Raw genomic sequence first — 23,822 nt, 5'->3', positions numbered from 1 at the left:
GATATATCTCGACATCAAGATACTTGCCGAGAGGCGCTCGCCGGCGATGCGGGCAAGGTCAGCCTAAGTAAGGCTGACCTTACCACCGCGTGACGGCCGGATACCGCACGAAGCACCCAGAAGGAGTCAGTCGTGTCCGCGAACAGCTTCGACGCCCGCAGCTCGCTGCAGGTGGGCGACGAGTCGTACGAGATCTTCAAGCTCTCCGCCGTCGAGGGTTCCGAGCGGCTGCCGTACAGCCTCAAGGTGCTGCTGGAGAACCTGCTCCGCACGGAGGACGGCGCGAACATCACCGCCGACCACATCCGCGCCCTCGGCAACTGGGACGAGAACGCCCAGCCGAGCCAGGAGATCCAGTTCACCCCGGCCCGCGTGATCATGCAGGACTTCACCGGTGTGCCGTGCGTGGTCGACCTCGCCACCATGCGTGAGGCCGTCAAGGAGCTGGGCGGCGACCCGGCCAAGATCAACCCGCTGGCCCCGGCCGAGCTGGTCATCGACCACTCGGTCATCGCCGACAAGTTCGGCACCAAGGACGCGTTCACCCAGAACGTCGAGATCGAGTACGGCCGCAACAAGGAGCGCTACCAGTTCCTGCGCTGGGGCCAGACCGCCTTCGACGAGTTCAAGGTCGTCCCGCCGGGCACCGGCATCGTCCACCAGGTGAACATCGAGCACCTGGCCCGCACCGTCATGGTCCGCGGCGGCCAGGCCTACCCGGACACCTGCGTCGGCACCGACTCGCACACCACCATGGTCAACGGCCTGGGCGTGCTGGGCTGGGGCGTCGGCGGCATCGAGGCCGAGGCCGCCATGCTCGGCCAGCCGGTCTCCATGCTGATCCCGCGCGTCGTCGGCTTCAAGCTGACCGGCGAGCTGCCGGCCGGCACCACCGCCACCGACCTGGTGCTCACCATCACCGAGATGCTGCGCAAGCACGGTGTGGTCGGCAAGTTCGTCGAGTTCTACGGCGACGGCATCGGCTCCATCCCGCTGGCCAACCGCGCCACCATCGGCAACATGTCGCCGGAGTTCGGCTCGACCTGCGCGATCTTCCCGATCGACGCCGAGACCATCAACTACCTGAAGCTCACCGGCCGCGACGAGCAGCAGCTCGCCCTGGTCGAGGCGTACGCCAAGGAGCAGGGTCTCTGGCACGACCCGTCGCACGAGCCGGTCTACTCCGAGTACCTGGAGCTGGACGTCTCCACCGTCGTCCCGTCGATCTCCGGCCCGAAGCGCCCGCAGGACCGCGTGATCCTGGCCGAGGCCGCCGAGAAGTTCACCGAGGCGCTGCCGACCTACTCCGCCGAGGCCTCGAAGCCGACCGCCGTCACCGCCCCCGACGGCTCGTCCTACGAGATCGACAACGGCGCGGTCGTGATCGCCTCGATCACCTCCTGCACCAACACCTCCAACCCCTCCGTCATGCTGGGCGCCGCCCTGCTGGCGAAGAAGGCCGTGGAGAAGGGCCTGCACGTCAAGCCCTGGGTCAAGACCACCCTGGCGCCCGGCTCCAAGGTCGTCATGGACTACTACGAGAAGGCCGGCCTGCTCCCGTACATGGAGAAGCTGGGCTTCAACCTGGTCGGCTACGGCTGCGTCACCTGCATCGGCAACTCGGGCCCGCTGCCCGAGGAGGTCTCGGCCGCCGTCAACGAGTCCGACCTGGCGGTCGTCTCGGTGCTCTCCGGCAACCGCAACTTCGAGGGCCGGATCAACCCCGACGTCAAGATGAACTACCTGGCCTCCCCGCCGCTGGTGGTCGCCTACGCCCTCGCCGGCAACATGAACGTCGACATCACCAAGGACGCCCTGGGCCAGGACGCCGACGGCAACGACGTCTTCCTCGCCGACATCTGGCCGTCCGAGCAGGAGGTCGCCGACACCGTCGCCGGCTCCATCGACGAGGCCATGTTCGACAAGGGCTACCAGGACGTCTTCGCCGGTGACCACCGCTGGCAGTCGCTCCCGGTCCCGACCGGCGACACCTTCGAGTGGGACGCCGAGTCCACCTACGTCCGCAAGCCCCCGTACTTCGAGGGCATGGCCAAGACCCCGAGCCCGGTGACCGACATCGCCGGCGCCCGCGTCCTGGCCAAGCTGGGCGACTCGGTCACCACCGACCACATCTCCCCGGCCGGCAACATCAAGCCGGGCACCCCGGCGGCGCAGTACCTGACCGCCAACGGTGTCGAGAAGCGCGACTTCAACTCCTACGGTTCCCGTCGTGGCAACCACGAGGTGATGATCCGCGGCACCTTCGCCAACATCCGCCTGCGCAACCAGATCGCGCCGGGCACCGAGGGCGGCTACACCCGCGACTTCACCCAGGCCGACGCGCCGGTGTCGTTCATCTACGACGCCTCGCAGAACTACCAGGCCGCCGGCATCCCGCTGGTCGTCCTGGCCGGCAAGGAGTACGGCTCCGGCTCGTCCCGCGACTGGGCCGCCAAGGGCACCGCGCTGCTGGGCGTCAAGGCCGTCATCGCCGAGTCGTACGAGCGCATCCACCGCTCGAACCTGATCGGCATGGGCGTCCTGCCGCTGCAGTTCCCCGAGGGCGAGAACGCCGAGTCCCTCGGCCTGACCGGCGAGGAGACCTTCTCCATCACCGGCGTGACCGAGCTCAACGAGGGCCGCACCCCGAAGACCGTCAAGGTCAAGGCGGGCGACAAGGAGTTCGACGCGGTCGTCCGCATCGACACCCCCGGTGAGGCGGACTACTACCGCAACGGCGGCATCCTGCAGTACGTGCTGCGCTCGCTGATCGGCTGAGTCCCGGCACAGGCCTGAGGAGGGGCCGGACCGCACATCGCGGTCCGGCCCCTCCTTTTGCATGCTGCACCGACCGGGCCCGTCCTCTTGTGCGGTGAACGGCAGATGGACTAAACCTCTCTCTCATCTGGTCCAGACCATTTGACGCCGCTTCAGAGAACAGGTCCGGTATGCCCACTCGCGCCTCAGCCCTGCTCGCCGCCGCCACCGTCGCCGCGCTGCTCGCCGCCCCCGCCACCGCCTCCGCCGCCGACGGGCGGCACGGCCCGAAGCTGAAGGGCCAGCGGGTCGGCTACTTCACCCAGTGGGGCGCCGACAGCTCCGCCAAGCGGGTGCAGGAGTCCGGCCAGGCCGCCAAGCTCACCGTCATCAACTACGCCTTCGGCAACGTCTCCGCCGAGGGCACCTGCTTCGAGAGCAACGAGGCCGGCCAGGGTGACGCCCGCAACGACTACCAGCGCTCCTTCTCCGCGGCCGAGTCGGTGGACGGCGTGGCCGACGCCCCGGGCCAGAAGCTGAAGGGCCACTTCAACCAGCTGCGCAAGCTCAAGGCGAAGAACCCCCAGCTGCGCACCGTCATCTCGCTGGGCGGCTGGTCCTGGTCCAAGTACTTCTCCGACGCGGCCGCCACCGACGAGGCCCGCAAGAAGTTCGTCTCCTCCTGCATCGACCTGTACGTCAAGGGCGACGTGCCGGTGCTGGCCGACTCCCCGGAGGGCGGCAAGGGCGCGGCCGCGGGCGTCTTCGACGGCATCGACATCGACTGGGAGTACCCGGGCGGCGGCGGGGACGCGGGCAACGTGGTCCGCCCCGAGGACGGCCGCAACTTCACCCTGCTGATGCAGGAGTTCCGCGACCAGCTGGACGCCCTGAGCGGCAAGAAGGGCAAGCACTACCTGCTGACCGCCGCCGTGGCCGCCAACGAGACCGTCGCCGACCGGCTCGAACTGCCCCTGCTCAGCGAGTCGGTGGACTGGCTGAACGTCATGACCTACGACCTGCACGGCCCGTGGGAGGGCAAGGGTCCGGCCAACCACCAGGCCAACCTGTACTCCGACCCGACCGACCCGGACCCGCGCCGGCGCAGCGCCGACACCTCCGTGACGCACTACCAGGAGCGCGGCATGCCCTCCGAGCAGCTCGTCCTCGGCGCCCCGCTGTACGGCCACGGCTGGACCGGCGTCGCCCCCGGCAAGCGCGGCGGCCTCTTCCAGAGCGCCACCGCGGCCGCGCCCGACCACTCGTACCAGGAGATCAACGCACTGCCGGGCAAGGTCTACCTGGACCGCGACCACGGCGCGTCCTGGAAGTACGACGGCACCACCTTCTACAGCTACGACACCGCCGAGGTGCTCACCCAGAAGGCGCGGTACACGCGTTGGAACGACCTGGCCGGGGTGATGGTCTGGTCGCTGGACGGCGACGACGCCCAGGGCAGCGCGATCGCCGCGCTGGACCGCGGCCTGCGCCGCGACTGACGGCTTCCCCACCCAGTCCCGCCGCACGAGGCGTCCCGCAGCACGAGGCGTCCCGCACCACGAGGTGTGCGACAACGCGAGGCGTGTGACAGCGCGGGGGCCCGCCGCGGAAACATCCGCGGCGGGCCCCCGGAGCGACCCGGAGCGACCGTCAGGCCCGGTCGCAGGCCTGCGCCCGCAGCGCGCGGGCCAGGTCGTCGCGGCGCTCCAGCACCAGGCGGCGCAGCGCCGGAGCGGCCTGCGGGTGCCCGGAGAGCCAGGCGTCGGCCTCGGCCAGGGTCTGCTCGTCGGTCTGGGCGATCGGGAAGAGGCCGCCGACGATCCGCATCGCGATCTCGATGGTCCGGTCGGCCCAGACCCGCTCCAGCAGCTTGAAGTACGGCGCCGCGTAGAGGGCTGTCAGGTCGCGCTGGGAGGGGATCGAGAAGCCCGCGGTGTTGGCCTCGACCAGGGCGCTCGGCAGCTCGTCCGAGTCGATCACGGCCGACCAGGCGGCGGCCTTGGCCTCCGCGGTGGGCCGGGCGGCCAGGCACTGGGTGTGGTGCCGCTTGCCGCTCGCGGTGTTGTCGGCGGCCAGTTCGGCGTCCAGCTCCTCGTCGGTGGCCTGGCCGGACGCGGCCAGCGCCAGCCACAGCGACCAGCGCAGGTCCTGGTCGACCTCCAGGCCGTCGATCCGGGCGCTGCCGGACAGCAGACCGCGGACCAGGCCGAGGTGCTCGGCGCCGCCCGCGGTCTGGGCGAGGAAGCGGGCCCAGGCCAGCTGGTGGTCGCTGCCGGGGACGGCCTCGCGCAGCTCGCGCAGGGCGCCGTCGGCGAGCAGCCGGCCGCCCTCGCCGCGCCAGGCCGGGTCCGCGTACAGGTCGACGGCGGTCTTGGCCTGGGCGTGCAGCGACTGGAGCACGCCGATGTTGCCCTCCTGGCCGGCGAACCGCAGCACCAGGGCGACGTAGTCGCGGGCCGGCATCAGGCCGTCCCGGGTGAGGTTCCAGACCGCGGACCAGGTCAGCGCCCGGGCCAGCTCGTCGCGGATGTCGCCGAGGCCGCCGCGCAGGTTCTCCAGCGACTCCTCGTCGAAGCGGATCTTGCAGTAGGTCAGGTCGTCGTCGTTGAGCAGCACCAGCGCCGGGCGGGGCAGGCCGGCCGCCTCGGCGACGACGGTCCGGGCGCCGGTGACGTCCAGTTCGATCCGCGCGGTGCGCACCAGCGCGCCGTCGGCGTCCCGGTCGTACAGGCCGACCGCGATCCGGTGCGGGCGCAGCACCCCACCCGACGGAGCCGCAGGGTCGTCCGCGGCGTCCTGGAGCACCGCCAGCTCGGTGATCCGGCCCTCGGCGTCGGTGGTGACCTGCGGGGTGAGCGCGTTGACCCCGGAGGTCTGGAGCCAGGCGGCGGCCCAGGTCCTGAGGTCGCGGCCGCTGGTCTCCTCCAGCACCTCCAGCAGGTCGCCCAGCTCGGTGTTGCCGAAGGCGTGGCGCTTGAAGTAGCGGCGGGCGCCCTCGAAGAAGGCCTCGGAACCGACGTACGCCACCAGCTGCTTGAGGACGGAGGCGCCCTTGGCGTAGGTGATGCCGTCGAAGTTGAGCTTGGCGTCCTCCAGGTCCCGGATGTCCGCGGTGATCGGGTGGGTGGTGGGGAACTGGTCCTGCCGGTAGGCCCAGGCCTTGCGCTGGTTGGCGAAGGTGACCCAGGCCGAGGAGTAGCGGGTGCGGGCGCCGATCAGGCCGTAGGAGCCCATGAAGTCGGCGAAGGACTCCTTCAGCCACAGGTCGTCCCACCAGCGCATGGTGACGAGGTCGCCGAACCACATGTGCGCCATCTCGTGCAGGATGACGTTGGCCCGGCCCTCGTACGCGGCGTCGGTGACCTTCGAGCGGAAGACGAACTCCTCGCGGAAGGTGACGCAGCCGGGGTTCTCCATCGCGCCGATGTTGTACTCGGGGACGAAGGCCTGGTCGTACTTGCCGAAGGGGTACGGGTAGTCGAACTGCTCGTGGAAGAAGTCGAGTCCGAGCTTGGTGACGCCGAGGATCTCGTCCGCGTCGAAGTACGGGGCCAGCGACTTGCGGCACATCGCGGAGAGCGGGATCTCCAGCGCGGTGCCGTCGGCCAGCTCGCGGCGGTAGTGGTCACGGGCGACGTGGTACGGGCCGGCGACGACGGCGGTGAGGTAGGTGGAGATCGGCTTGGTCGGCGCGAACTCCCAGGTGCGGCCGGTGTCCTGCGCGGTGCCGTTCTGCTCGGTGGCGTCCTGCGCGGTGACGTTCTCGTGCGGGGCGTTGGACCACACGTCCCAGGCGGCCGGGGCGGTCACGGTGAAGGTGAACGGGGCCTTCAGGTCGGGCTGCTCGAAGTTCGCGAACACCCGGCGGGCGTCGGCCGGCTCGTAGTGGGTGTAGAGGTAGGTCTCGCCGTCCACCGGGTCGACGAAGCGGTGCAGGCCCTCGCCGGTGCGGCTGTAGGCGCAGTCGGCCTCGACGGTCAGCACGTTCTCGACGGCCAGGCCGTCGACGTGCACCCGGGCGCCGTCGTAGGCGGTGGCCGGGTCGAGGGCGCGGCCGTTGAGGGTGACCGAGCGGACGGCGGGGGCGAGCAGGTCGAGGAAGGTGCCGGCACCGGGCTGGGAGCAGCGGAAGGTGACGGTGGTGGTGGAGCGGAAGGTGCCGGCCGCCCGGTCCGGGGCCGAGGTCACGTCCAGCCGGACGTGGTAGCCGTCCACGGTCAGGATGCTGGCCCGCTGCTGCGCCTCGTCGCGGCTGAGGTTCTTGCCCGGCACGGCGGTACTCCTTTGTCCGGCTCGCACGGTGGTGCGCCTGTGGGTGGTGCGGTTCGGCGCGGGGTGTCTCCGCGCGGGGCCATCCTTTCACGCCCCGCCCCGTCAGTACCATTGCACAGACGCCGCGTCCGTGCCGGAATCAGCGGTGTCGGGCGGGCGTTGGCGTTGCGGGGGTGGAACTCCTCCCTGCCTCGGATCGCCTCACGAAGGACACATCCAGTGACGACTGCCACTGAGCGCAAGACCGCCGACTTCTGGTTCGACCCGGCCTGCCCGTGGGCGTGGATGACCTCCCGCTGGATGGTCGAGGTCCAGCAGCTGCGTCCGGTCGACGTGCACTGGCACGTGATGAGCCTGTCGGTGCTCAACGAGCACCGGGACCTCCCGGAGAACTACCGGGAGCTGCTGGACAACGCCTGGGGCGCGGTGCGGGTCTGCATCGCCGCCGCCGAGCAGCACGGGCAGGACGTGCTCGGCCGGCTCTACACCGAGCTGGGCGTGCGCTTCCACAACCAGGGCCTGCCGCAGAACCGGGAGACCATCGAGGCCGCCCTGGTGGCCGCGGGCCTGCCCGCGGAGCTGGCCGACGCGGCCGGCTCGGAGGAGTACGACGACGCCCTGCGCGCCTCGCACAAGGAGGGCATCACCCTGGTCGGCGAGGACGTCGGCACCCCGGTGATCGCGGTCGAGGGCGCGGACGGCGAGCGGGTGGCCTTCTTCGGTCCGGTGGTCACCCCCGCCCCGAAGGGCGAGGCCGCGGCCCGGCTGTGGGACGGCACCCTGCTGGTGGCCTCCACCCCGGGCTTCTACGAGATCAAGCGCACCCGTACGGCCGGCCCGTCCTTCGAGTAGTCCCGACGGCCCCGGAGACGCGGCAGGACCCGGAGACGCGGCAGGGCCCGGTACCGATCGGTACCGGGCCCTCGCCGTGCGACGGGAAGGTCAGCGCAGGGCGGCGGCGTCCCGGCGCTGCTTGAGCAGCCCGGCGACGGTGAGCACCGCGACCAGCACGCCGGCCGCGTACAGCTGCTCGCGGTTGCCCTCGGTGGTGGTCATCAGGGCGAGGATGGCGGCCACGGCGGCCATCGCGACCCAGGTCAGGTACGGGTAGCCCCACATCTTCACGGTGAGCAGCTCGGGCGCCTCGCGCTCCAGTCGGCGGCGCATCCGCAGCTGGACGACGCAGATGAACAGCCAGACCACCAGGATCGCCACGCCGGTGGTGTTCATCAGCCAGGTGAACACGGTCTCCGGCCAGAACTTGGCCGCCAGCACGGCGCCGAAGCCGAACAGGCAGGACATCAGCACGGCTCTGCGCGGCACCCCGCCGCTGACCTTGGCCAGCGCCTTCGGGCCCTGGCCGCGGCCGACCAGCGAGTACGCCATCCGGGAGGCGCCGTAGATGTTGGCGTTCATCGCGGACAGCAGCGCGATCAGCACCACCACCTGCATGATCGTTCCGGCGGAGGGCACCCCGAGGTGGCTCAGCACGGTGACGTACGGGCCGTCGGCGACGACCTTCGGGTCCTTCCAGGAGACCAGGGTGACCACCAGGGCCATCGAGCCGATGTAGAAGATCGCGATCCGCCACACCGCGGTGCGCACGGCGTTGGCGACGTTCTTCTTGGGGTCCTCGGACTCGGCGGCGGCGATGGTGACGGTCTCCAGACCGCCGTACGCGAAGACCGAGGCGAGCAGGCCGACGATCAGCCCGTCGACGCCGTTGGGCAGGAAGCCGCCCTGGCCGGTGAGGTTCGTCGTGCCGGGGGCGCCGGGGCCGATCACGCCGGCGATGCCGAGCCCGCCGAGGACCAGGAAGGCGACGATCGCGGCGATCTTGATCGCGGCGAACCAGAACTCGAACTCGCCGAAGTTCTTCACCGCGGTGAGGTTGCTGGCGCAGAAGAAGACCATGAACAGGCCGACCCAGACCCAGGCGGAGACGCCGGGTATCCAGCCGTTGACGATCTTCCCGGCGGCGGTGGCCTCGGCGGCGACGCCGCAGCAGAGCATCACCCAGTACATCCAGCCGGCCGTGATCCCGGCCCAGGGGCCGATCTCCTTCTCGGCGTGCACCGAGAACGAGCCGGAGGCGGGGCGGGCGGCGGACATCTCGCCGAGCATTCTCATGATCAGCATGACCAGGAGGCCGGAGAGCGCGAACGCCAGGATGATCGCCGGGCCGGCGGCCGCGATGCCGGCGCCGGAGCCGACGAAGAGGCCGGCGCCGATCACGCCACCGAGGGCGATCATGGACAGGTGGCGCTGCTTCAGCCCGTGGGAGAGCTGCTGTCCACCCGGCGCCGGACCAGCGGCCGGCTGGGTGCCGTTCGGGGTCCCGGTCGCCGTAGGGGCGGAAGTGGGGGCCATAGGGGTGGTTCCAGACTGTGCGGTATGCGACATGAGCTGTCCAATATCCGGCGGCACCGCTGTCCATGCCAAGAATGTTCGATTCGGGCCCACCATGCGGACCACGCCGAAACCTACCGTGATCATGCTGTGACCAGGAGTTGTTCCGGTTCGGTTCCGACAACGCCCGAGGCCGGGGGTTTGTCCGAAACCGTGCCGTTCGCCCAGTGGATCACCGCGTAGGTTCACAGGTGTTCACTCACCTGGACTCTCACGGAGGAGCCCCGATGGCCACTGCCACCACCCCGATACCGCGCCGCACCGTCCTCGCCGACCTGCTGCCCGCCGCCTCCACCCGCCTCGGCGCCCAGGCCCGCGACCTGGCCCTGGTGGCCGGCGGCGCCGCGCTGACCGGCCTGGCCGCCCAGCTGTCGGTGAACGTCCCCGGCTCGCCGGTGCCGGTCACCGGCCAGACCTTCGCCGCCCTGCTGGTCGGCACCGCGCTCGGCGCCCGCCGCGGCGTCGCCTCGCTCGCGCTCTACCTGCTGGCCGGCATGGCGGGCCTGCCCTGGTTCGCCGAGGGCACCTCGGGCTGGGCGACGGCCTCCTTCGGCTACGTGATCGGCTTCGTCCTCGCCGCCGCCCTGACCGGCGCGCTGGCCCGCCGCGGCGCCGACCGCACCCCGGTCAACACGGCCGTCACCATGGTCCTCGGCAGCCTCGCCATCTACGCGGTCGGCGTCCCGTACCTCGCGCTGTCGCTGCACGTGTCGCTCGCCCGCGCCGCCGAGCTCGGCCTCTACCCGTACCTGGTCGGCGACGCCCTCAAGGCCGCCCTCGCGGCCGGCGCCCTGCCGCTGGCCTGGAAGCTGCTCGGCCGGCGCTGATCCGCCCGGCCGGCGCTGATCCGCCCGGCCGGCGCCGATCCGCCGGCCACCCGGCCCTCCCGCCCCGCCGACCCACCCGGCCGGCGCCCCCGTTGTCGGGCCCCGGCACACGCGCATGCCACACTCATGGCATGCGCGTGTACCTGGGCTCCGACCATGCCGGATACGAACTGAAGAACCACCTCGTGGAGTGGCTCAAGGGGGCCGGCCACGAGCCGGTCGACTGCGGGCCGCACATCTACGACGCCGAGGACGACTACCCGCCGTTCTGCCTGCGTGCCGCCGAGCGCACCGCCGCCGACGAGGACGCCCTGGGCATCGTGATCGGCGGCTCGGGCAACGGCGAGGCGATCGCCGCCAACAAGGTCAAGGGCGTCCGGGCCGCGCTGGCCTGGAGCGTGCAGACCGCCGAGCTCGGCCGTCAGCACAACAACGCCAACGTGATCTCCATCGGCGGCCGCATGCACACGCAGGAGGAGGCCACCGAGTTCGTCGAGGTCTTCCTCAAGACCCCGTACAGCGGCGAGCCCCGGCACACCCGCCGGATCGAGATGCTGAGCGAGTACGAGACCACCGGCGAGCTCCCGCCGATCCCGGCCCACCACCCGCAGGGCTGATCCCGCCACCCACCCGCCCCGGCGGCCGGCCGCACGCTCCCGTGCGACCGGCCGCCGCTGTGTCCGGCCGCCGGGTCCGGGCGGCCCCGGACCCCGCGCGACGGCCCCGGACCCCGCGCGACGGGCCCGGAGAGGCCCCGCGCCGCCTGTGGGATCGGCCACAGGCCCCGGCGCGCGAAAACCCCCGCACGCGGGGCACACGCGCCGCCCGCCCGGTTCGTACGCCCAACCGGCGTACGCCTCCTGACGGCACGCCCGCAACCCCGCCGATCGGCCGAAACCCGCTGCGCGCCCCGCGCTCCGGCCCCCGTGCCCGCCCCCGGCCCGTCGACGCCGGGCCGTGCCGTGGATAGGGTCGGACCCCATGGCTGGCAGAGCGCCGGGCACAACGCCCCAGACGACTGCGACGAGGCCCGGCGCCGCCACGGCGTCCGAGTCCGTGACGGCCCGGTTGCGCAAGAGGGTCCGCCGGGTCCGCCGAAGGCTGCGCACGGCCGGTGTGGACTACTTCCGCGGCGGCGCCGCCGACTGGCCCGTGCTCTGCGCGCTCGCCCTGCTCGTCCCTCTGCTGATCCTGCTCAACATCTGGTTCCCCGGCTGGGCCCCGCCCACCTCCCTCGTCCTGCCGATCCTGGCCGGCGCCCTGCTGCTGCGCCCCGGCAGCCTGGTGGTGCTCTACGCGCTGGCCGCGCTCGGCCTCTCCTCCGAGTCCGTGATCCACACCGGCCAGCGGGTCGCCAGCGACAACCCCGAGGCGTACCTCTACGGCGTGACCCCGGGCGCGGCCCTGGTGGTCGGCGCCGCCGGGGTCGGCGGCCTGCTGCTCGCCCAGTTCCGGGCCCGGGTCGGCGTGCCCTGGTGGGGCGGCTCCACCATGCTGTTCGACCTGCGCGAGCGGCTGCGGGTGCAGAGCCGGGTGCCCGAGCTGCCGGACGGCTGGCACGCGGACATGGCGCTGCGCCCGGCCGGCGGCCAGTCCTTCTCCGGGGACTTCGTGGTCGCCGCCCGCACCGGCCCCGGCCAGCGGCTGCTGGAGGTGGTCCTCGCGGACGTCTCCGGCAAGGGCATGGACGCCGGTTCCCGCGCGCTGCTGCTCTCCGGCGCCTTCGGCGGCCTGGTCGGCTCGCTGCCCGCGCACGACTTCCTGCCCGCCGCCAACGGCTACCTGCTGCGCCAGTCCTGGGACGAGGGCTTCGCCACCGCCGTCCACCTGGTGCTGGACCTGGACACCGGGGAGTACGAACTGCTCTCGGCCGGGCACCTGCCGGGCATGCAGCGGCTGGCCGGGGAGGGGCGCTGGGAGGTCAAGCAGGCCGAGGGCCCGCTGCTCGGGATCTACGACGGCGCCAAGTTCGACGGCGTGCGCGGCCGGCTGAACCGGGGCGACGTGCTGATGCTCTGCACCGACGGCATGGTCGAGGCCCCGGGCCGGGACCTCGCGGAGGGCATGGACCGGCTGATGGGGGAGGCGGACCGGCTGGTGCCCGGCGGCGGCCCCGGGACGGGCTCGGGCACCGCGGCCGCGCTGATCGAGACGGTCGCCCGGGACATCAACGACGACCGCGCCGTCCTGCTGCTCTGGCGCGACTGACACCGCCGCCGGGGCACATGCCGGGGGCAGCCGCCGCTGTCAAGCCTGGCAGCTGATCTTCAGCCAATTCGGAGGCCCCGTCGGCGGAGCGGACCAGCGGCTTCCGTTACCCGTCCCCGGCCGTTTTCCGGCCGCTCAGCACGGCCCCGCCGACGATTCGTCAGGGCGGCTCCGCTATCGTCCCGGTCGGCGGAAACTCGTCTCGCATCGCAGGATATCGGCGTTGGGCTGACTTTCAGACCTTTACGCAATCGGCACGGTCGACCACACTGAGTCCGGGCGGGACTGTTCAGGATTCGGGGGATGGGGGCGTCACGTGCGGCACGACAGGCAGCGGTCGACTGTGGGCTCCCTCGCCGGCGCTGTGCCGGACGGTCCGCGATTCCGCCTCGGGACCGTCGGACAGGCCGGGGTCCGGCTTTCGCAGGTGCCGCCGGGCGGCGGCACCCCGCTATGAAAACGAGGAAGTGAGTCCGGGTGGCACTCTCCGTCTCCGCACTGGTCCTGTTCGCGATCCTGTGCATCATCTTCATCCGCAACAAGCAGATGAAGATCCCGCACGCGATCGTCGCCGCCCTGTTCGGCTTCATGCTCCACGACACCACGGTCGCCGGCTCCATCAACTCGCTGCTGGCCAACCTCGCGCACAGCATCTCCGGCATCACCGGAGGCTGATCCGGCCGGGCCGTCCGCACTCCTGCCGAGGGGTCACCGGCCGGCCCGTCTGGCTTCCCGCCAGCGAGCGAACAGTCCCCGGGGCCGCGCCGCCGCCGGGGCCGGGACACGCATCGGTGCGGGTGCCACGGCACCCGCCGGCGTGTGCTGCCCCGATGCCGTCGGCTCGGCCGTCAGCAGGACGAACAGCCGCGCCCAGCACAGCCGTTCACCCCGCGGCCAGTCGAGCGCGCGCAGCGCCGCCGACGCCGCCTCCGACACCTCGCCGCCCACCCGGACCTCGGCGACGTCGTCCCCCGCCTTCCCGCCCAGGAAGAGTTTGACGCCCACCGGCCCTGGCCCGGTCAACTCCGCGCGCAGCGCGGGCGCCAGGGCCGGCAGCACCCGGTGCTCGGCCAGCCAGCCCGCCAGGTGCTCGTTGCCGAAGCCGAACACCGCGGCCGGGCCCTGCGCCGCGCGCCAGCCCGGGAGTTCGGGCAGGTGCGGGCGGTCGGCGCGCGCCCCGTGGCCCTGCGCCGCCTCGACCAGCACCGGGGCGGTGGTGGTCGCCCACATCTTCACCGCGTTGGCGAGCTTCTCCTCCTCGGTCTTGCCGAGGCCGGCCGCGCAGTCCCACACCACCGGGGCGTCCGCCCGGCCCAGGTGCAGCACGAAGCCGAGGTCCACGTGCCCGGCGCCGTCGTCCCCGGGGTGCTCGCGCACCGCCACCGCCGTGGTGCCGGGGCCGCGGACCACCTCGCCGTCCGGGTGGAAGACCTGGCCCAGTCGCGCCATCTCCCGGACCACACAGCGCTGAATGACGGCCAGTCGCTCCTGCGGACGCACCGGGACTCCTCCACCTCGGGAGCGCGGCGGATGAGCTCGCGCTCGAACTGCGCTCGAACGCCGCCGAGGCTATCGGCCCGACAGCCCGCCGGGAAACCATGCGGATCCCACGGCTCTCCGGTCGCGGAAAAGTCCTGAATGCCCCATTTTGGGCAGCGGAACCTGAAGGCCGTCCGCCCGGAGGACCCGCATGCCCCGCACCACCGCCCCGCGCCCGTCCGTCCTCGTCACCCCCGGGCCGCCGCCGTTCGGCCAGGCCGACTCGGGGGCGGCCGCCTCGGCACTGGTCGCCTCGGGGCTGGTCGCCGAGATCGAGGCCTACCTCGCCTCGCTGCCCGCCCCCGCGCGGACCCCGGTGCCGTACGTCTGCCCGTACGGCAGCGTCCTGCGGCCCTGGCGGGCCGGCCACCCCGAGCCCCGGGCCACGCTGCTCGACCGGGCGCTGGGCCGGCCCGCCCGCCCCGTCCCGGTCAGCGCGGCCGACCACCTCCGGCTCGCCTCCCGCTACATCGGGGCGCACGGCTGGCTCCAGGGCGCGATGTGGGACGCGGCCGGCCGGGTCTGCCTGCTCGGCGCGCAGGCCGCCGTCCTGGCGCACGGCTACGGCACCCCGGCCACCGTGCGCACCGCGCGGACCCAGCTGATGGAGGTGCTGCACGCCACCGGCCGCCCGGCGCGCTCCCCGGACGAGTACAACGACCGCCCGACCACCCGGGAGGGCGACGTCCACCAGCTGCTGGACCGGGCCGCCGCCCGGGCCGCCCGGCTCGGGCTCTGAGGCCGGCGGCCGCGGGGGCTCGCAAACGCCGACGGCCCCGGTGCGCTGGGCACACCGGGGCCGGATCGGAGAGCGGGCGACGAGAATCGAACTCGCGTGACTAGTTTGGAAGACTAGGGCTCTACCATTGAGCTACGCCCGCACGACGCTCCCAACCGTCACCGGCCGGAAGTTCGGGGGACAGCCTACCTGGTCCGGCCGCCCGCGTGCACACCCCGTTCGTGGATCGCCCCGTGCGCACCCCTCCCGCGCCCGCGCGGTATACGTCGCGGTCGCGCCCGCGCGGAATGGTCGGCGAGCCGTGCAGGCCCGGCGTGTACGCTTCCTCTCGGCACCACGGGGTGTGGCGCAGTTTGGTAGCGCGTCCGCTTTGGGAGCGGAAGGCCGTCGGTTCGAATCCGGTCACCCCGACAGTGCGGCAGGGTCTCGCCCACCGGGGCGGGGCCCTGTTCTGTGTCGGAGCCGCGCGACGGCGGTACGGTGGCGTCTGGCGTCCGCCTTTCGTGGTACCGGTAGGATGGGGCGCTGGCGGTAGTCCCTGTGGCGTCAACCCAGGTCGACCGCACGAGGGCGAGGAGTCAAGCTCACCGTCCACCCCCCACGGGAGATGCAGCTCCAACCGCCCATCGCCCGTCTCGTCCGACCCCACCTTCCGGCTCCGGCCGGGTGACGGGGACGGGCGGAGACAACCGACCGCAAGCCCATAGGAGACCAAACCGTGAAGAGCGCCGTCGAGACTCTGAACCCGACCCGGGTTCGACTCACCGTCGAGGTGCCCTTCGAGGAGCTCAAGCCCAGCCTCGACGCGGCGTACAAGAAGATCAACCAGCAGGTCTCGGTCCCGGGCTTCCGCAAGGGCAAGATCCCGAACCGGGTCATCGACCAGCGCTTCGGCCGTGGCGCCGTGCTGGAGGAGGCCGTCAACGACGCCCTGCCGCGCTTCTACACGCAGGCCGTCGACGAGGGCAAGATCGAGGTCCTCGGCCAGCCCGACATCACCAACATCGAGGGTGTCGAGACGATCGCCGACGGCGGTGACCTGAAGTTCACCGCCGAGGTGGACATCCGTCCGGAGATCACCCTGCCGGAGTTCTCCTCCATCGAGGTGGCCGTCGACCCGATCGCCGTCTCCGACGAGGACATCGAGAAGTCGCTGGAGCAGCTGCGCGAGCGCTTCTCGTCGGTCAAGGACGTCGAGCGCGCCGCCGCCGACGGCGACATCGTGGTCGTGGACCTGGTCGCCAAGGTCGACGGCGAGGTGCCGGAGGACGGCACCGCCAACGGCGTCAGCTACGAGATCGGCTCGGGCCGCCTGATCGACGGCATCGACGAGGCCGTCGTCGGCCTGTCGGCCGGCGACGAGAAGACCTTCGAGACCGAGCTCAAGGGTGGCACCCAGGCGGGCAAGACCTCCGAGGTCACCGTCACCGTCACCGCCGTCCAGGAGAAGGAGCTGCCGGAGCTGGACGACGAGTTCGCCCAGCTGGCCAGCGAGTTCGACACCCTGGAGGACCTGCGCGCCGACTCCCGCAAGCGCCTGGAGCGCATGAAGGAGTACGACCAGGCCACCCAGGCCCAGGAGAAGGTCCTGGACGCGCTGCTCGCCCTGGTTGAGATCGAGTACCCCGAGAAGCTCCTCAAGGACGAGGTCGAGACCCGCAAGCACAACGTGGAGCACCACCAGCTCCAGCCGATGGGCCTCACCCTCGACGCCTTCCTGGAGACCCAGGGCAAGACCCGCGAGGAGTGGGACGCGGAGATCGAGGAGCAGGCGAAGAAGGGCATCAAGACCCAGTTCGTCCTGGACCAGATCGTCGCCAACGAGGAGCTGGGTGTTAACCAGGAGGAGCTGACCGAGCACCTCATCCGCCGCGCCGCCGGCTCGGGCCTCACCCCGGACCAGTTCGCCCAGCAGGTCGTCCAGGGCGGCCAGGTTCCGCTGCTGGTCGGCGAGGTCGCCCGCGGCAAGGCGCTGGCCACCGTGGTCGAGGCCGCCAAGGTCGTCGACACCGAGGGCAACGAGATCAACTTCGACGACGAGGACGAGACGGCCGAGACCGTCGAGGCCGCCGCCGAGGAGACCGCCGCCGAGGAGAAGACCGAGGCCTGAGCGCCCCGGTAGCCCCTCCAGGCTGCAGCGGGCCCGGACGCCGTACGGTGTCCGGGCCCGCTGTCGTCCCGGCCGCGGCCGCCGCGACCCTGCGCTCACAGCGAACAGTTCTGCGTGAGGGATTCTGCGGCCCGGCCTGCGCGTTAGGGTCCTTGGACAGCGACAATCACGACGTGATACCCGGAAGCTGTGCGACATCGTGACGGCCGTGGAGCGACCGTCCAAACCGACTGAGCAGGTGGCTAAGTGACGTTCCCGCAGATGCAGATGCCTGGCCCGATGGCGCCGCACGCCGCCGCTGGTGACGTGCTCGGCGGCCTTGGCGACCAGGTCTACAACCGGCTGCTCAACGAGCGGATCATCTTCCTCGGCCAGGCGGTCGACGACGACATCGCCAACAAGATCACCGCGCAGCTGCTGCTGCTGGCCGCGGACCCGGACAAGGACATCTTCCTCTACATCAACTCCCCGGGCGGCTCGATCTCGGCCGGCATGGCGATCTACGACACCATGCAGTACATCAAGAACGACGTCGTCACCATCGCGATGGGCATGGCGGCCTCGATGGGCCAGTTCCTGCTCACCGCGGGTGCCCCCGGCAAGCGCTTCTCGCTGCCGAACTCGACCATCCTGATGCACCAGCCCTCCGCGGGCCTCGGCGGTTCCGCCACCGACATCCGCATCCAGGCCGAGCAGCTGCTCCGCACCAAGAAGCGGATGTCCGAGCTGATCGCCCACCACAGCGGCCAGTCCTTCGAGCAGATCACCGCCGACTCCGACCGCGACCGCTGGTTCACCCCGGAGGAGGCCCTGGAGTACGGCCTCATCGACGCGATCATGCACAGCGCCGCGGACGTCCCCGGCGGCGGCGGCACGGGCGCTGCCTGAGCCTCGGCCCGGCCCGCGAGACCACAGCCACAACGCCCCGGAGGACAAGGACCCCCATGAACATCCCCAGCCTGTCGGCCGCCAAGGCCCGCGTCGAGGACATGCGCGCCGAGGGCCGCTACATCGTCCCGCGCTTCGTCGAGCGCACCACGCAGGGCATCCGTGAGTACGACCCGTACGCCAAGCTGTTCGAGGAGCGCATCATCTTCCTCGGCTCGCAGGTCGACGACGTCTCGGCGAACGACATCATGGCGCAGCTGCTGTGCCTGGAGTCGATGGACCCGGACCGCGAGATCCAGATGTACATCAACTCGCCCGGCGGCTCGTTCACGGCCCTGACGGCCATCTACGACACGATGCAGTACGTGAAGCCGGACATCACCACGGTCTGCATGGGCCAGGCGGCCTCCGCCGCGGCCGTGCTGCTCGCCGCCGGCACCCCCGGCAAGCGGATGGCGCTGCCGAACGCCCGCATCCTGATCCACCAGCCGTACACCGAGACCGGCCGCGGCCAGGTGTCCGACCTGGAGATCCAGGCCAAGGAGATCTTCCGGATGCGCGAGCAGCTGGAGGAGATGCTCTCCAAGCACTCCAACCGGACGGCGGAGCAGGTGCGCGACGACATCGAGCGCGACAAGATCCTGACCGCCGAGGAGGCCGTCGAGTACGGCCTGGTCGACCAGATCATCTCCACCCGCAAGACCTCGCTGACCTCCTGAGGTCGGCTCCCTCTCCTCCCGGTTGCCACCGGGCTGGGTACCGTCCAGCCGCCGGGCTGGGGGAGAGGGCCCATCGGGGCGGGGTGCGCACACGGTTGCGCACCCCGCCCCGGCCCATCGGCGGGCCCGCGCGACGGCATCTGTTCGGTATCAATTCGCCCAGGGCGTAGGGCAGACCTGACGAAGAGGCCGGAATCACGGGCCCGGCAGAGTACCGTCGGATAGCGAGACCGAGCGCCGTCGGCGTTGACGGTCCACAGCACCAGGCCCCGGAACCTTGCGGGGCCCCTGGCGAAGGGGAAGCACCTCGTGGCACGCATCGGAGACGGTGGCGACCTGCTCAAGTGCTCGTTCTGCGGCAAGTCGCAGAAGCAGGTGAAGAAGCTGATCGCCGGCCCAGGCGTGTACATCTGCGACGAGTGCATCGACCTGTGCAACGAGATCATCGAGGAGGAACTCGCCGAGACCTCCGAGGTGCGCTTCGAGGAACTCCCGAAACCGCGCGAGATCTACGAGTTCCTGGACCAGTACGTGGTCGGCCAGGACCTCGCCAAGAAGGCGCTGTCGGTCGCCGTCTACAACCACTACAAGCGCGTCCAGGCCGGTGAGGCGGGCCGCAGCGGCGGCAACGGCCGCGAGGACGCCATCGAGCTGGCCAAGTCCAACATCCTGCTGCTGGGCCCCACCGGCTCCGGCAAGACGCTGCTGGCGCAGACCCTGGCCCGGATGCTCAACGTGCCGTTCGCGATCGCGGACGCCACCGCGCTGACCGAGGCCGGCTACGTCGGCGAGGACGTCGAGAACATCCTGCTCAAGCTGATCCAGGCGGCCGACTACGACGTCAAGAAGGCCGAGACCGGGATCATCTACATCGACGAGATCGACAAGGTCGCGCGCAAGAGCGAGAACCCGTCGATCACCCGGGACGTCTCCGGCGAGGGCGTGCAGCAGGCCCTGCTGAAGATCCTGGAGGGCACCACGGCCTCGGTGCCGCCGCAGGGCGGGCGCAAGCACCCGCACCAGGAGTTCATCCAGATCGACACCACCAACGTGCTGTTCATCGTCGGCGGCGCGTTCGCCGGCCTGGAGCGCATCATCGAGGGCCGCGCGGGTGCCAAGGGCATCGGCTTCGGCGCCAACATCCGCTCCAAGCGGGAGTCGGACGCCAGCGACCACTTCCGCCAGGTGATGCCCGAGGACCTGGTGAAGTTCGGCATGATCCCCGAGTTCATCGGCCGTCTCCCGGTGATCACCAGCGTGCACAACCTGGACCGCGAGGCGCTGCTCCAGATCCTCACCGAGCCGCGCAACGCGCTGGTCAAGCAGTACCGCAAGCTGTTCGAACTGGACGGCGTGGAGCTGGAGTTCTCGCGGGACGCGCTGGAGGCGATCGCCGACCAGGCGATCCTGCGCGGCACCGGCGCGCGCGGGCTGCGGGCCATCATGGAGGAGGTGCTGATGTCCGTGATGTACGAGGTCCCCTCGCGCCAGGACGTCGCCCGCGTGGTGGTCACCGGCGACGTGGTCTCCAAGCACGCCATCCCGACCCTGGTGCCGCGCGACATGATCAAGCGCGAGCGCCGGGAGAAGAGCGCCTGACCCGGGCCTGCGACACGGAAGGGGCCCCGCACCGGATCGGTGCGGGGCCCCTTCGCGTGTGCCGGGTGGCGCCTACTTCGCGACCTCGGCCGCCGCGCGCAGGTCGCGGGTCTCGCCGGCGAGCTTGTCCAGGTCGGGCTGGCCGCCGTTCTCGTCCGGCATCCGCATCACGATGACGAGGCTGCTGCTGTCGGCCCAGGCGCACATGCCGACGTTGCCGTCGGCCTCGACCATCACGCCGCACTCCATGGTGCCGCCCTTGGGCCCGGCGTCCATGGTGCGCCGGTCGTTGATCTTGGTGCCGCCGCCGGCCGCGCCCTTGAAGGCCTGGTCCAGCTCCTGCTTCGGCATCAGGACCTTGCCGTAGGCGCCGACCGCTATGAGCTGCGGCTCCGACTGGGCGTTCTCGTACAGGCCGGCCACGCCGACGGGCTTCCAGTTGCCGTCGCCCTTGCCGAGGCTGTCGGTCATCGCCTTCTCCATGGCGGAGGTGACGGCGTTGTCGCTGCTGAGGGTGAGGTCCTTGAAGGTGGCCGGCAGGACGACCTTCTGGGTGCCCGCGTTGCTGGCCACGTTCCAGGCGAAGTAGCCCAGGGTGCCGCCGCCCAGGAGCAGCACGGCGCCGAGGGTGCCGAGCACGATCCACAGCGTCTTGCGGGACTTGCGCGGCGGCGGCACCGGCGCGTACGCGCCGTAGCCGGGGTAGCCGGCCTGGTCGGGCGCGGGGTAGCCGGGCTGTCCGGGCTGGCCGTACGGCGCCTGCGGCGGTACGGGGGCGCCGTAGGGCGGGTTGGGGGACGGCGCCGGTGCGCCGTAGGGGGTCTGGTCGGTCACTTGGCAACCTTCATGGCGTCGCGGATGGCCCGGTGGTGTGAAGTCGTCCCGCGCCCGTCCGGTCCGCCGGACGAGCGCCCGGGCACGCTACCGCACGGTGATCGCCCGGAGGCCGCCCGTACGGGGCAGGTCCGCGAACCGAAAGCGGTTCGTGACCCTCCCCCCGGTTACGTAAACTGTGCGTCGTGACCGACACGACGAACCAGCGCCCCGTGAGCACCTTTGCCGGGGACGAAGCAGCAACCCTCCCGACGACCTACACCCCCGCGGACGTAGAGGGCGAGCTGTACGAGCGCTGGGTGGAGCGTGGGTACTTCACCGCGGACGCGAAGAGCGACAAGCCCGCGTACACGATCGTCATCCCCCCGCCGAACGTCACCGGCGTCCTGCACCTGGGCCACGCCTTCCAGCACACGCTGATGGACGCGCTGACCCGCCGCAAGCGCATGCAGGGCTTCGAGACGCTCTGGCTGCCCGGCATGGACCACGCCGGCATCGCCACCCAGAACAAGGTCGAGCAGCAGCTCGCCGAGGACGGCCTGTCCCGGCACGACCTGGGCCGCGAGGCCTTCGTCGAGAAGGTCTGGGAGTGGAAGAAGAGCTACGGCGGCCGCATCCTCGGCCAGATGCGCCGCCTCGGCGACGGCGTGGACTGGTCGCGCGAGCGCTTCACCATGGACGAGGGCCTGTCCCAGGCCGTCCAGACCATCTTCAAGCGGCTCTTCGACGACGGCCTGATCTACCGCGCCGAGCGCATCATCAACTGGTGCCCGCGCTGCCTCACCGCGCTGTCCGACATCGAGGTGGAGCACGAGGAGACGCCGGGCGAGCTGGTCTCGATCCGCTACGGCGAGGGCGAGGACTCGATCGTCGTCGCGACCACCCGGGCCGAGACGATGCTGGGCGACACCGCGGTGGCCGTCCACCCCGAGGACGAGCGCTACCGGCACCTGGTCGGCCGCACCATCAAGCTGCCGCTGACCGACCGTGAGATCCCGGTCGTCGCCGACGAGCACGTGGACCCGGAGTTCGGCACCGGTGCCGTCAAGGTGACGCCCGCGCACGACCCGAACGACTTCGCCATCGGCCAGCGCCACGACCTGCCCAACCTGACGGTCATGGACGAGCGCGGTGCGATCACCGTGCACGGCCCGTTCCTCGGTATGGACCGGCTGGAGGCCCGCTCGGCCGTCGTCGGCGCGCTGCGCGAGCAGGGCCGGATCGTCGCCGAGAAGCGCCCGTACATGCACGCCGTGGGCCACTGCTCGCGCTGCCACACCGTGGTCGAGCCGCGGCTGTCGCTCCAGTGGTGGGTCAAGGTCGAGCCGTTGGCCAAGGCCGCCGGCGACGCCGTCCGCGACGGCAAGGTGGAGATCCACCCGAAGGAGCTGGAGCGCCGCTACTTCGACTGGGTCGACAACATGTACGACTGGTGCATCTCGCGCCAGCTCTGGTGGGGCCACCGGATCCCGGTCTGGTACGGCCCCGAGGGCCAGGTCGTCTGCGTCGGTCCGGACGAGCAGCCGCCGACCGGCGAGGGCTGGGTCCAGGACCCGGACGTCCTGGACACCTGGTTCTCCTCCGGCCTGTGGCCGTTCTCCACGCTCGGCTGGCCGGAGCGCACCGCGGACCTGGAGAAGTTCTACCCGACCGACGTCCTGGTGACGGGCCACGACATCATCTTCTTCTGGGTCGCCCGGATGATGATGTTCGGCCTGTACGCGATGGACGGCGAGGCGCCGTTCAAGACCGTCGCCCTGACCGGTCTGGTGCGCGACGAGTTCGGCAAGAAGATGTCGAAGTCCTCCGGCACCGCCGTGGACCCGCTGGACTGGATGGACGCCTACGGCGCCGACGCCGTCCGCTTCACCCTGGCCCGCGGCGCCAACCCGGGCGCCGACGTCCCGATCGGCGAGGACTGGGTCAAGGGCTCGCGCAACTTCTGCAACAAGATCTGGAACGCGACCCGCTTCGCGCTGATGAACGGCGCCACCGTCGAGGGCCCGCTGCCCGCGCCGGAGGAGCTGACCGCGGTCGACCGCTGGATCCTGTCGCGGCTGAACGCCACCGTCGCCGAGGTGGACGCGCTGTACGACGACTACGAGTTCGCCAAGGTCTCGGACGCGCTGTACCACTTCGCCTGGGACGAGGTCTTCGACTGGTACGTCGAGCTCTCCAAGACCACCCTGGCCAAGGGCGGCGCGCAGGCCGACGCCTCGCGCCGGGTGCTCGGCGAGGTCCTGGACGTCACCCTGCGGCTGCTGCACCCGGTCGTCCCGTTCGTCACCGAGGCGCTGTGGACGGCGCTCACCGGCGCCGAGTCGCTGGTCGTGACCGAGTGGCCGAAGGACAGCGGCTACCGTGACGCGGCGGCCGAGTCGGAGATCGCCACGCTCCAGCAGGTGGTCACCGAGGTCCGCCGGTTCCGTTCGGACCAGGGCCTCCAGCCCGCGCAGCGCGTCCCGGCCCAGCTGGAGCTGGCGGGCACCGTGCTGGCCGTCCACGAGGACGCGATCCGCTCGCTGCTGCGGCTGACCGCTCCCGAGGAGGGCTTCGCGGCCACCGCCTCGCTGCCGGTCGCCGGTGCCACCGTCGCGCTGGACCTCTCCGGCACCATCGACGTCGCGGCCGAGCGCAAGCGCCTGGCCAAGGACCTCGCGGCCGCCGAGAAGGAGAAGGCCCAGACCACCGCCAAGCTCGGCAACGAGGCGTTCCTCGCCAAGGCGCCGGACGAGGTGGTCGCCAAGATCCGGGGCCGTCAGGAGGCCGCCGAGGCCGACATCGCCCGGATCACCGCCCAGCTCGCGGCGCTGCCGCAGGGCTGATCCCGGCAGGCTCCCCGAGGGGCCGCACTCCGCGACGCGCGGGGTGCGGCCCCTCGGCGTTTTCCGGCTCCGGTTCCGGGAACGGCTTCGCGGGTG

The 23,822-nt window shown here is 71.4% G+C and carries 17 protein-coding genes and 2 tRNA genes; 14 read left to right on the top strand and 5 right to left on the bottom strand.

All coding sequences use genetic code 11. The features are described 5' to 3' along the window. Positions 1–132 precede the first annotated feature (132 nt). Both acnA and ACFWP2_RS28670 read left to right on the top strand, forming a co-directional pair. Entirely contained in the window at positions 133–2,778 is a 2,646-nt protein-coding gene (gene acnA, locus ACFWP2_RS28675) for an aconitate hydratase AcnA (RefSeq protein ID WP_380456643.1), read from the top strand. Between the two features lie 170 nt (positions 2,779–2,948). Further along, positions 2,949–4,256: a glycoside hydrolase family 18 protein gene (locus ACFWP2_RS28670; protein ID WP_380456641.1), complete on the top strand. Its 1,308-nt coding sequence runs from the start codon at positions 2,949–2,951 to the stop codon at positions 4,254–4,256. 151 nt (positions 4,257–4,407) lie between these two features. On the opposite strand, the gene pepN is transcribed toward ACFWP2_RS28670, so the two are convergent. Beyond that, positions 4,408–7,029, bottom strand: a complete 2,622-nt coding sequence (gene pepN / locus ACFWP2_RS28665; protein ID WP_380456639.1) for an aminopeptidase N — start codon at positions 7,027–7,029, stop codon at positions 4,408–4,410. Between the two features lie 219 nt (positions 7,030–7,248). On the opposite strand from pepN, the gene ACFWP2_RS28660 reads away from it, so the two are divergent. Continuing rightward, positions 7,249–7,881 carry a DsbA family protein gene (locus tag ACFWP2_RS28660; RefSeq protein WP_380456637.1) on the top strand — a complete coding sequence of 211 codons (633 nt, stop codon included), beginning with the start codon at positions 7,249–7,251 and terminating at the stop codon, positions 7,879–7,881. A 90-nt stretch (positions 7,882–7,971) separates the two neighbouring features. Here ACFWP2_RS28660 and ACFWP2_RS28655 read toward each other — a convergent pair whose 3' ends face one another. Further along, on the bottom strand, positions 7,972–9,399 hold the full coding sequence (locus tag ACFWP2_RS28655; protein WP_380456635.1) for an amino acid permease: 1,428 nt from the start codon (positions 9,397–9,399) through the stop codon (positions 7,972–7,974). 266 nt (positions 9,400–9,665) lie between these two features. On the opposite strand from ACFWP2_RS28655, the gene ACFWP2_RS28650 reads away from it, so the two are divergent. The 4 genes from ACFWP2_RS28650 (at position 9,666) to ACFWP2_RS28635 (ending at position 13,148) form a co-directional block, all read left to right on the top strand. Next, entirely contained in the window at positions 9,666–10,265 is a 600-nt protein-coding gene (locus tag ACFWP2_RS28650; protein WP_380456633.1) for a biotin transporter BioY, read from the top strand. 131 nt (positions 10,266–10,396) lie between these two features. Continuing rightward, positions 10,397–10,882 carry a ribose-5-phosphate isomerase gene (locus tag ACFWP2_RS28645; protein WP_359914820.1) on the top strand — a complete coding sequence of 162 codons (486 nt, stop codon included), beginning with the start codon at positions 10,397–10,399 and terminating at the stop codon, positions 10,880–10,882. Between the two features lie 451 nt (positions 10,883–11,333). Continuing rightward, on the top strand, positions 11,334–12,473 hold the full coding sequence (locus tag ACFWP2_RS28640; RefSeq protein ID WP_380456631.1) for a PP2C family protein-serine/threonine phosphatase: 1,140 nt from the start codon (positions 11,334–11,336) through the stop codon (positions 12,471–12,473). A gap of 477 nt (positions 12,474–12,950) precedes the next feature. Then, positions 12,951–13,148, top strand: coding sequence for a hypothetical protein (locus tag ACFWP2_RS28635; RefSeq protein WP_380456629.1), 198 nt, complete (start codon positions 12,951–12,953; stop codon positions 13,146–13,148). A gap of 33 nt (positions 13,149–13,181) precedes the next feature. Here ACFWP2_RS28635 and ACFWP2_RS28630 read toward each other — a convergent pair whose 3' ends face one another. Next, a complete protein-coding gene (locus ACFWP2_RS28630; RefSeq protein ID WP_380456627.1) occupies positions 13,182–13,973 on the bottom strand; it encodes a DUF6348 family protein in 792 nt (263 codons plus the stop codon). A gap of 190 nt (positions 13,974–14,163) precedes the next feature. Here ACFWP2_RS28630 and ACFWP2_RS28625 point away from each other — a divergent pair, with 190 nt between their 5' ends. Then, the gene (locus ACFWP2_RS28625; protein ID WP_380456625.1) at positions 14,164–14,751 is read left to right on the top strand and encodes a hypothetical protein; all 588 of its coding nucleotides are present in this window, start codon (positions 14,164–14,166) and stop codon (positions 14,749–14,751) included. 71 nt (positions 14,752–14,822) lie between these two features. Here ACFWP2_RS28625 and ACFWP2_RS28620 read toward each other — a convergent pair. Beyond that, positions 14,823–14,893: transfer RNA gene (locus tag ACFWP2_RS28620), tRNA-Gly, on the bottom strand. A gap of 195 nt (positions 14,894–15,088) precedes the next feature. Here ACFWP2_RS28620 and ACFWP2_RS28615 point away from each other — a divergent pair. The 5 genes from ACFWP2_RS28615 (at position 15,089) to clpX (ending at position 20,067) form a co-directional block, all read left to right on the top strand. Continuing rightward, positions 15,089–15,162 (top strand) — tRNA-Pro (locus ACFWP2_RS28615). A gap of 307 nt (positions 15,163–15,469) precedes the next feature. After that, positions 15,470–16,861, top strand: a complete 1,392-nt coding sequence (tig, locus tag ACFWP2_RS28610; protein WP_380456623.1) for a trigger factor — start codon at positions 15,470–15,472, stop codon at positions 16,859–16,861. Between the two features lie 267 nt (positions 16,862–17,128). Continuing rightward, the gene (locus ACFWP2_RS28605) at positions 17,129–17,749 is read left to right on the top strand and encodes an ATP-dependent Clp protease proteolytic subunit (protein ID WP_380353544.1); all 621 of its coding nucleotides are present in this window, start codon (positions 17,129–17,131) and stop codon (positions 17,747–17,749) included. A gap of 56 nt (positions 17,750–17,805) precedes the next feature. Further along, complete coding sequence (locus ACFWP2_RS28600; RefSeq protein WP_380456621.1) at positions 17,806–18,468, top strand: ATP-dependent Clp protease proteolytic subunit; 663 nt, start codon at positions 17,806–17,808, stop codon at positions 18,466–18,468. A gap of 309 nt (positions 18,469–18,777) precedes the next feature. Beyond that, a complete protein-coding gene (gene clpX / locus ACFWP2_RS28595) occupies positions 18,778–20,067 on the top strand; it encodes an ATP-dependent Clp protease ATP-binding subunit ClpX (RefSeq protein ID WP_045696864.1) in 1,290 nt (429 codons plus the stop codon). 72 nt (positions 20,068–20,139) lie between these two features. Here the strand turns inward: clpX and ACFWP2_RS28590 are convergent, their stop codons facing one another. Further along, a complete protein-coding gene (locus ACFWP2_RS28590) occupies positions 20,140–20,901 on the bottom strand; it encodes a hypothetical protein (RefSeq protein ID WP_380456619.1) in 762 nt (253 codons plus the stop codon). A gap of 185 nt (positions 20,902–21,086) precedes the next feature. Here ACFWP2_RS28590 and ACFWP2_RS28585 point away from each other — a divergent pair, with 185 nt between their 5' ends. Beyond that, positions 21,087–23,726, top strand: coding sequence for a valine--tRNA ligase (locus ACFWP2_RS28585; RefSeq protein WP_380456617.1), 2,640 nt, complete (start codon positions 21,087–21,089; stop codon positions 23,724–23,726). The last annotated feature ends 96 nt before the right edge of the window (positions 23,727–23,822 follow it).

It is taken from the genome of Kitasatospora sp. NPDC058444, from assembly GCF_042721415.1.
GTDB lineage: Bacteria > Actinomycetota > Actinomycetes > Streptomycetales > Streptomycetaceae > Kitasatospora.
This window is presented reverse-complemented; position numbering and strand designations above follow the sequence as displayed.

What these genes read in the sequence shown, in the direction of transcription:
- ACFWP2_RS28670 (WP_380456641.1), top strand. Translation starts at nt 2,949, where the DNA reads ATGCCCACTCGCGCCTCAGCCCTGCTCGCCGCCGCCACCGTCGCCGCG.
- ACFWP2_RS28655 (WP_380456635.1), bottom strand. Translation starts at nt 9,399, where the DNA reads ATGGCCCCCACTTCCGCCCCTACGGCGACCGGGACCCCGAACGGCACC.
- ACFWP2_RS28650 (WP_380456633.1), top strand. Translation starts at nt 9,666, where the DNA reads ATGGCCACTGCCACCACCCCGATACCGCGCCGCACCGTCCTCGCCGAC.
- ACFWP2_RS28645 (WP_359914820.1), top strand. Translation starts at nt 10,397, where the DNA reads ATGCGCGTGTACCTGGGCTCCGACCATGCCGGATACGAACTGAAGAAC.
- ACFWP2_RS28625 (WP_380456625.1), top strand. Translation starts at nt 14,164, where the DNA reads ATGCCCCGCACCACCGCCCCGCGCCCGTCCGTCCTCGTCACCCCCGGG.
- ACFWP2_RS28605 (WP_380353544.1), top strand. Translation starts at nt 17,129, where the DNA reads ATGCCTGGCCCGATGGCGCCGCACGCCGCCGCTGGTGACGTGCTCGGC.
- ACFWP2_RS28600 (WP_380456621.1), top strand. Translation starts at nt 17,806, where the DNA reads ATGAACATCCCCAGCCTGTCGGCCGCCAAGGCCCGCGTCGAGGACATG.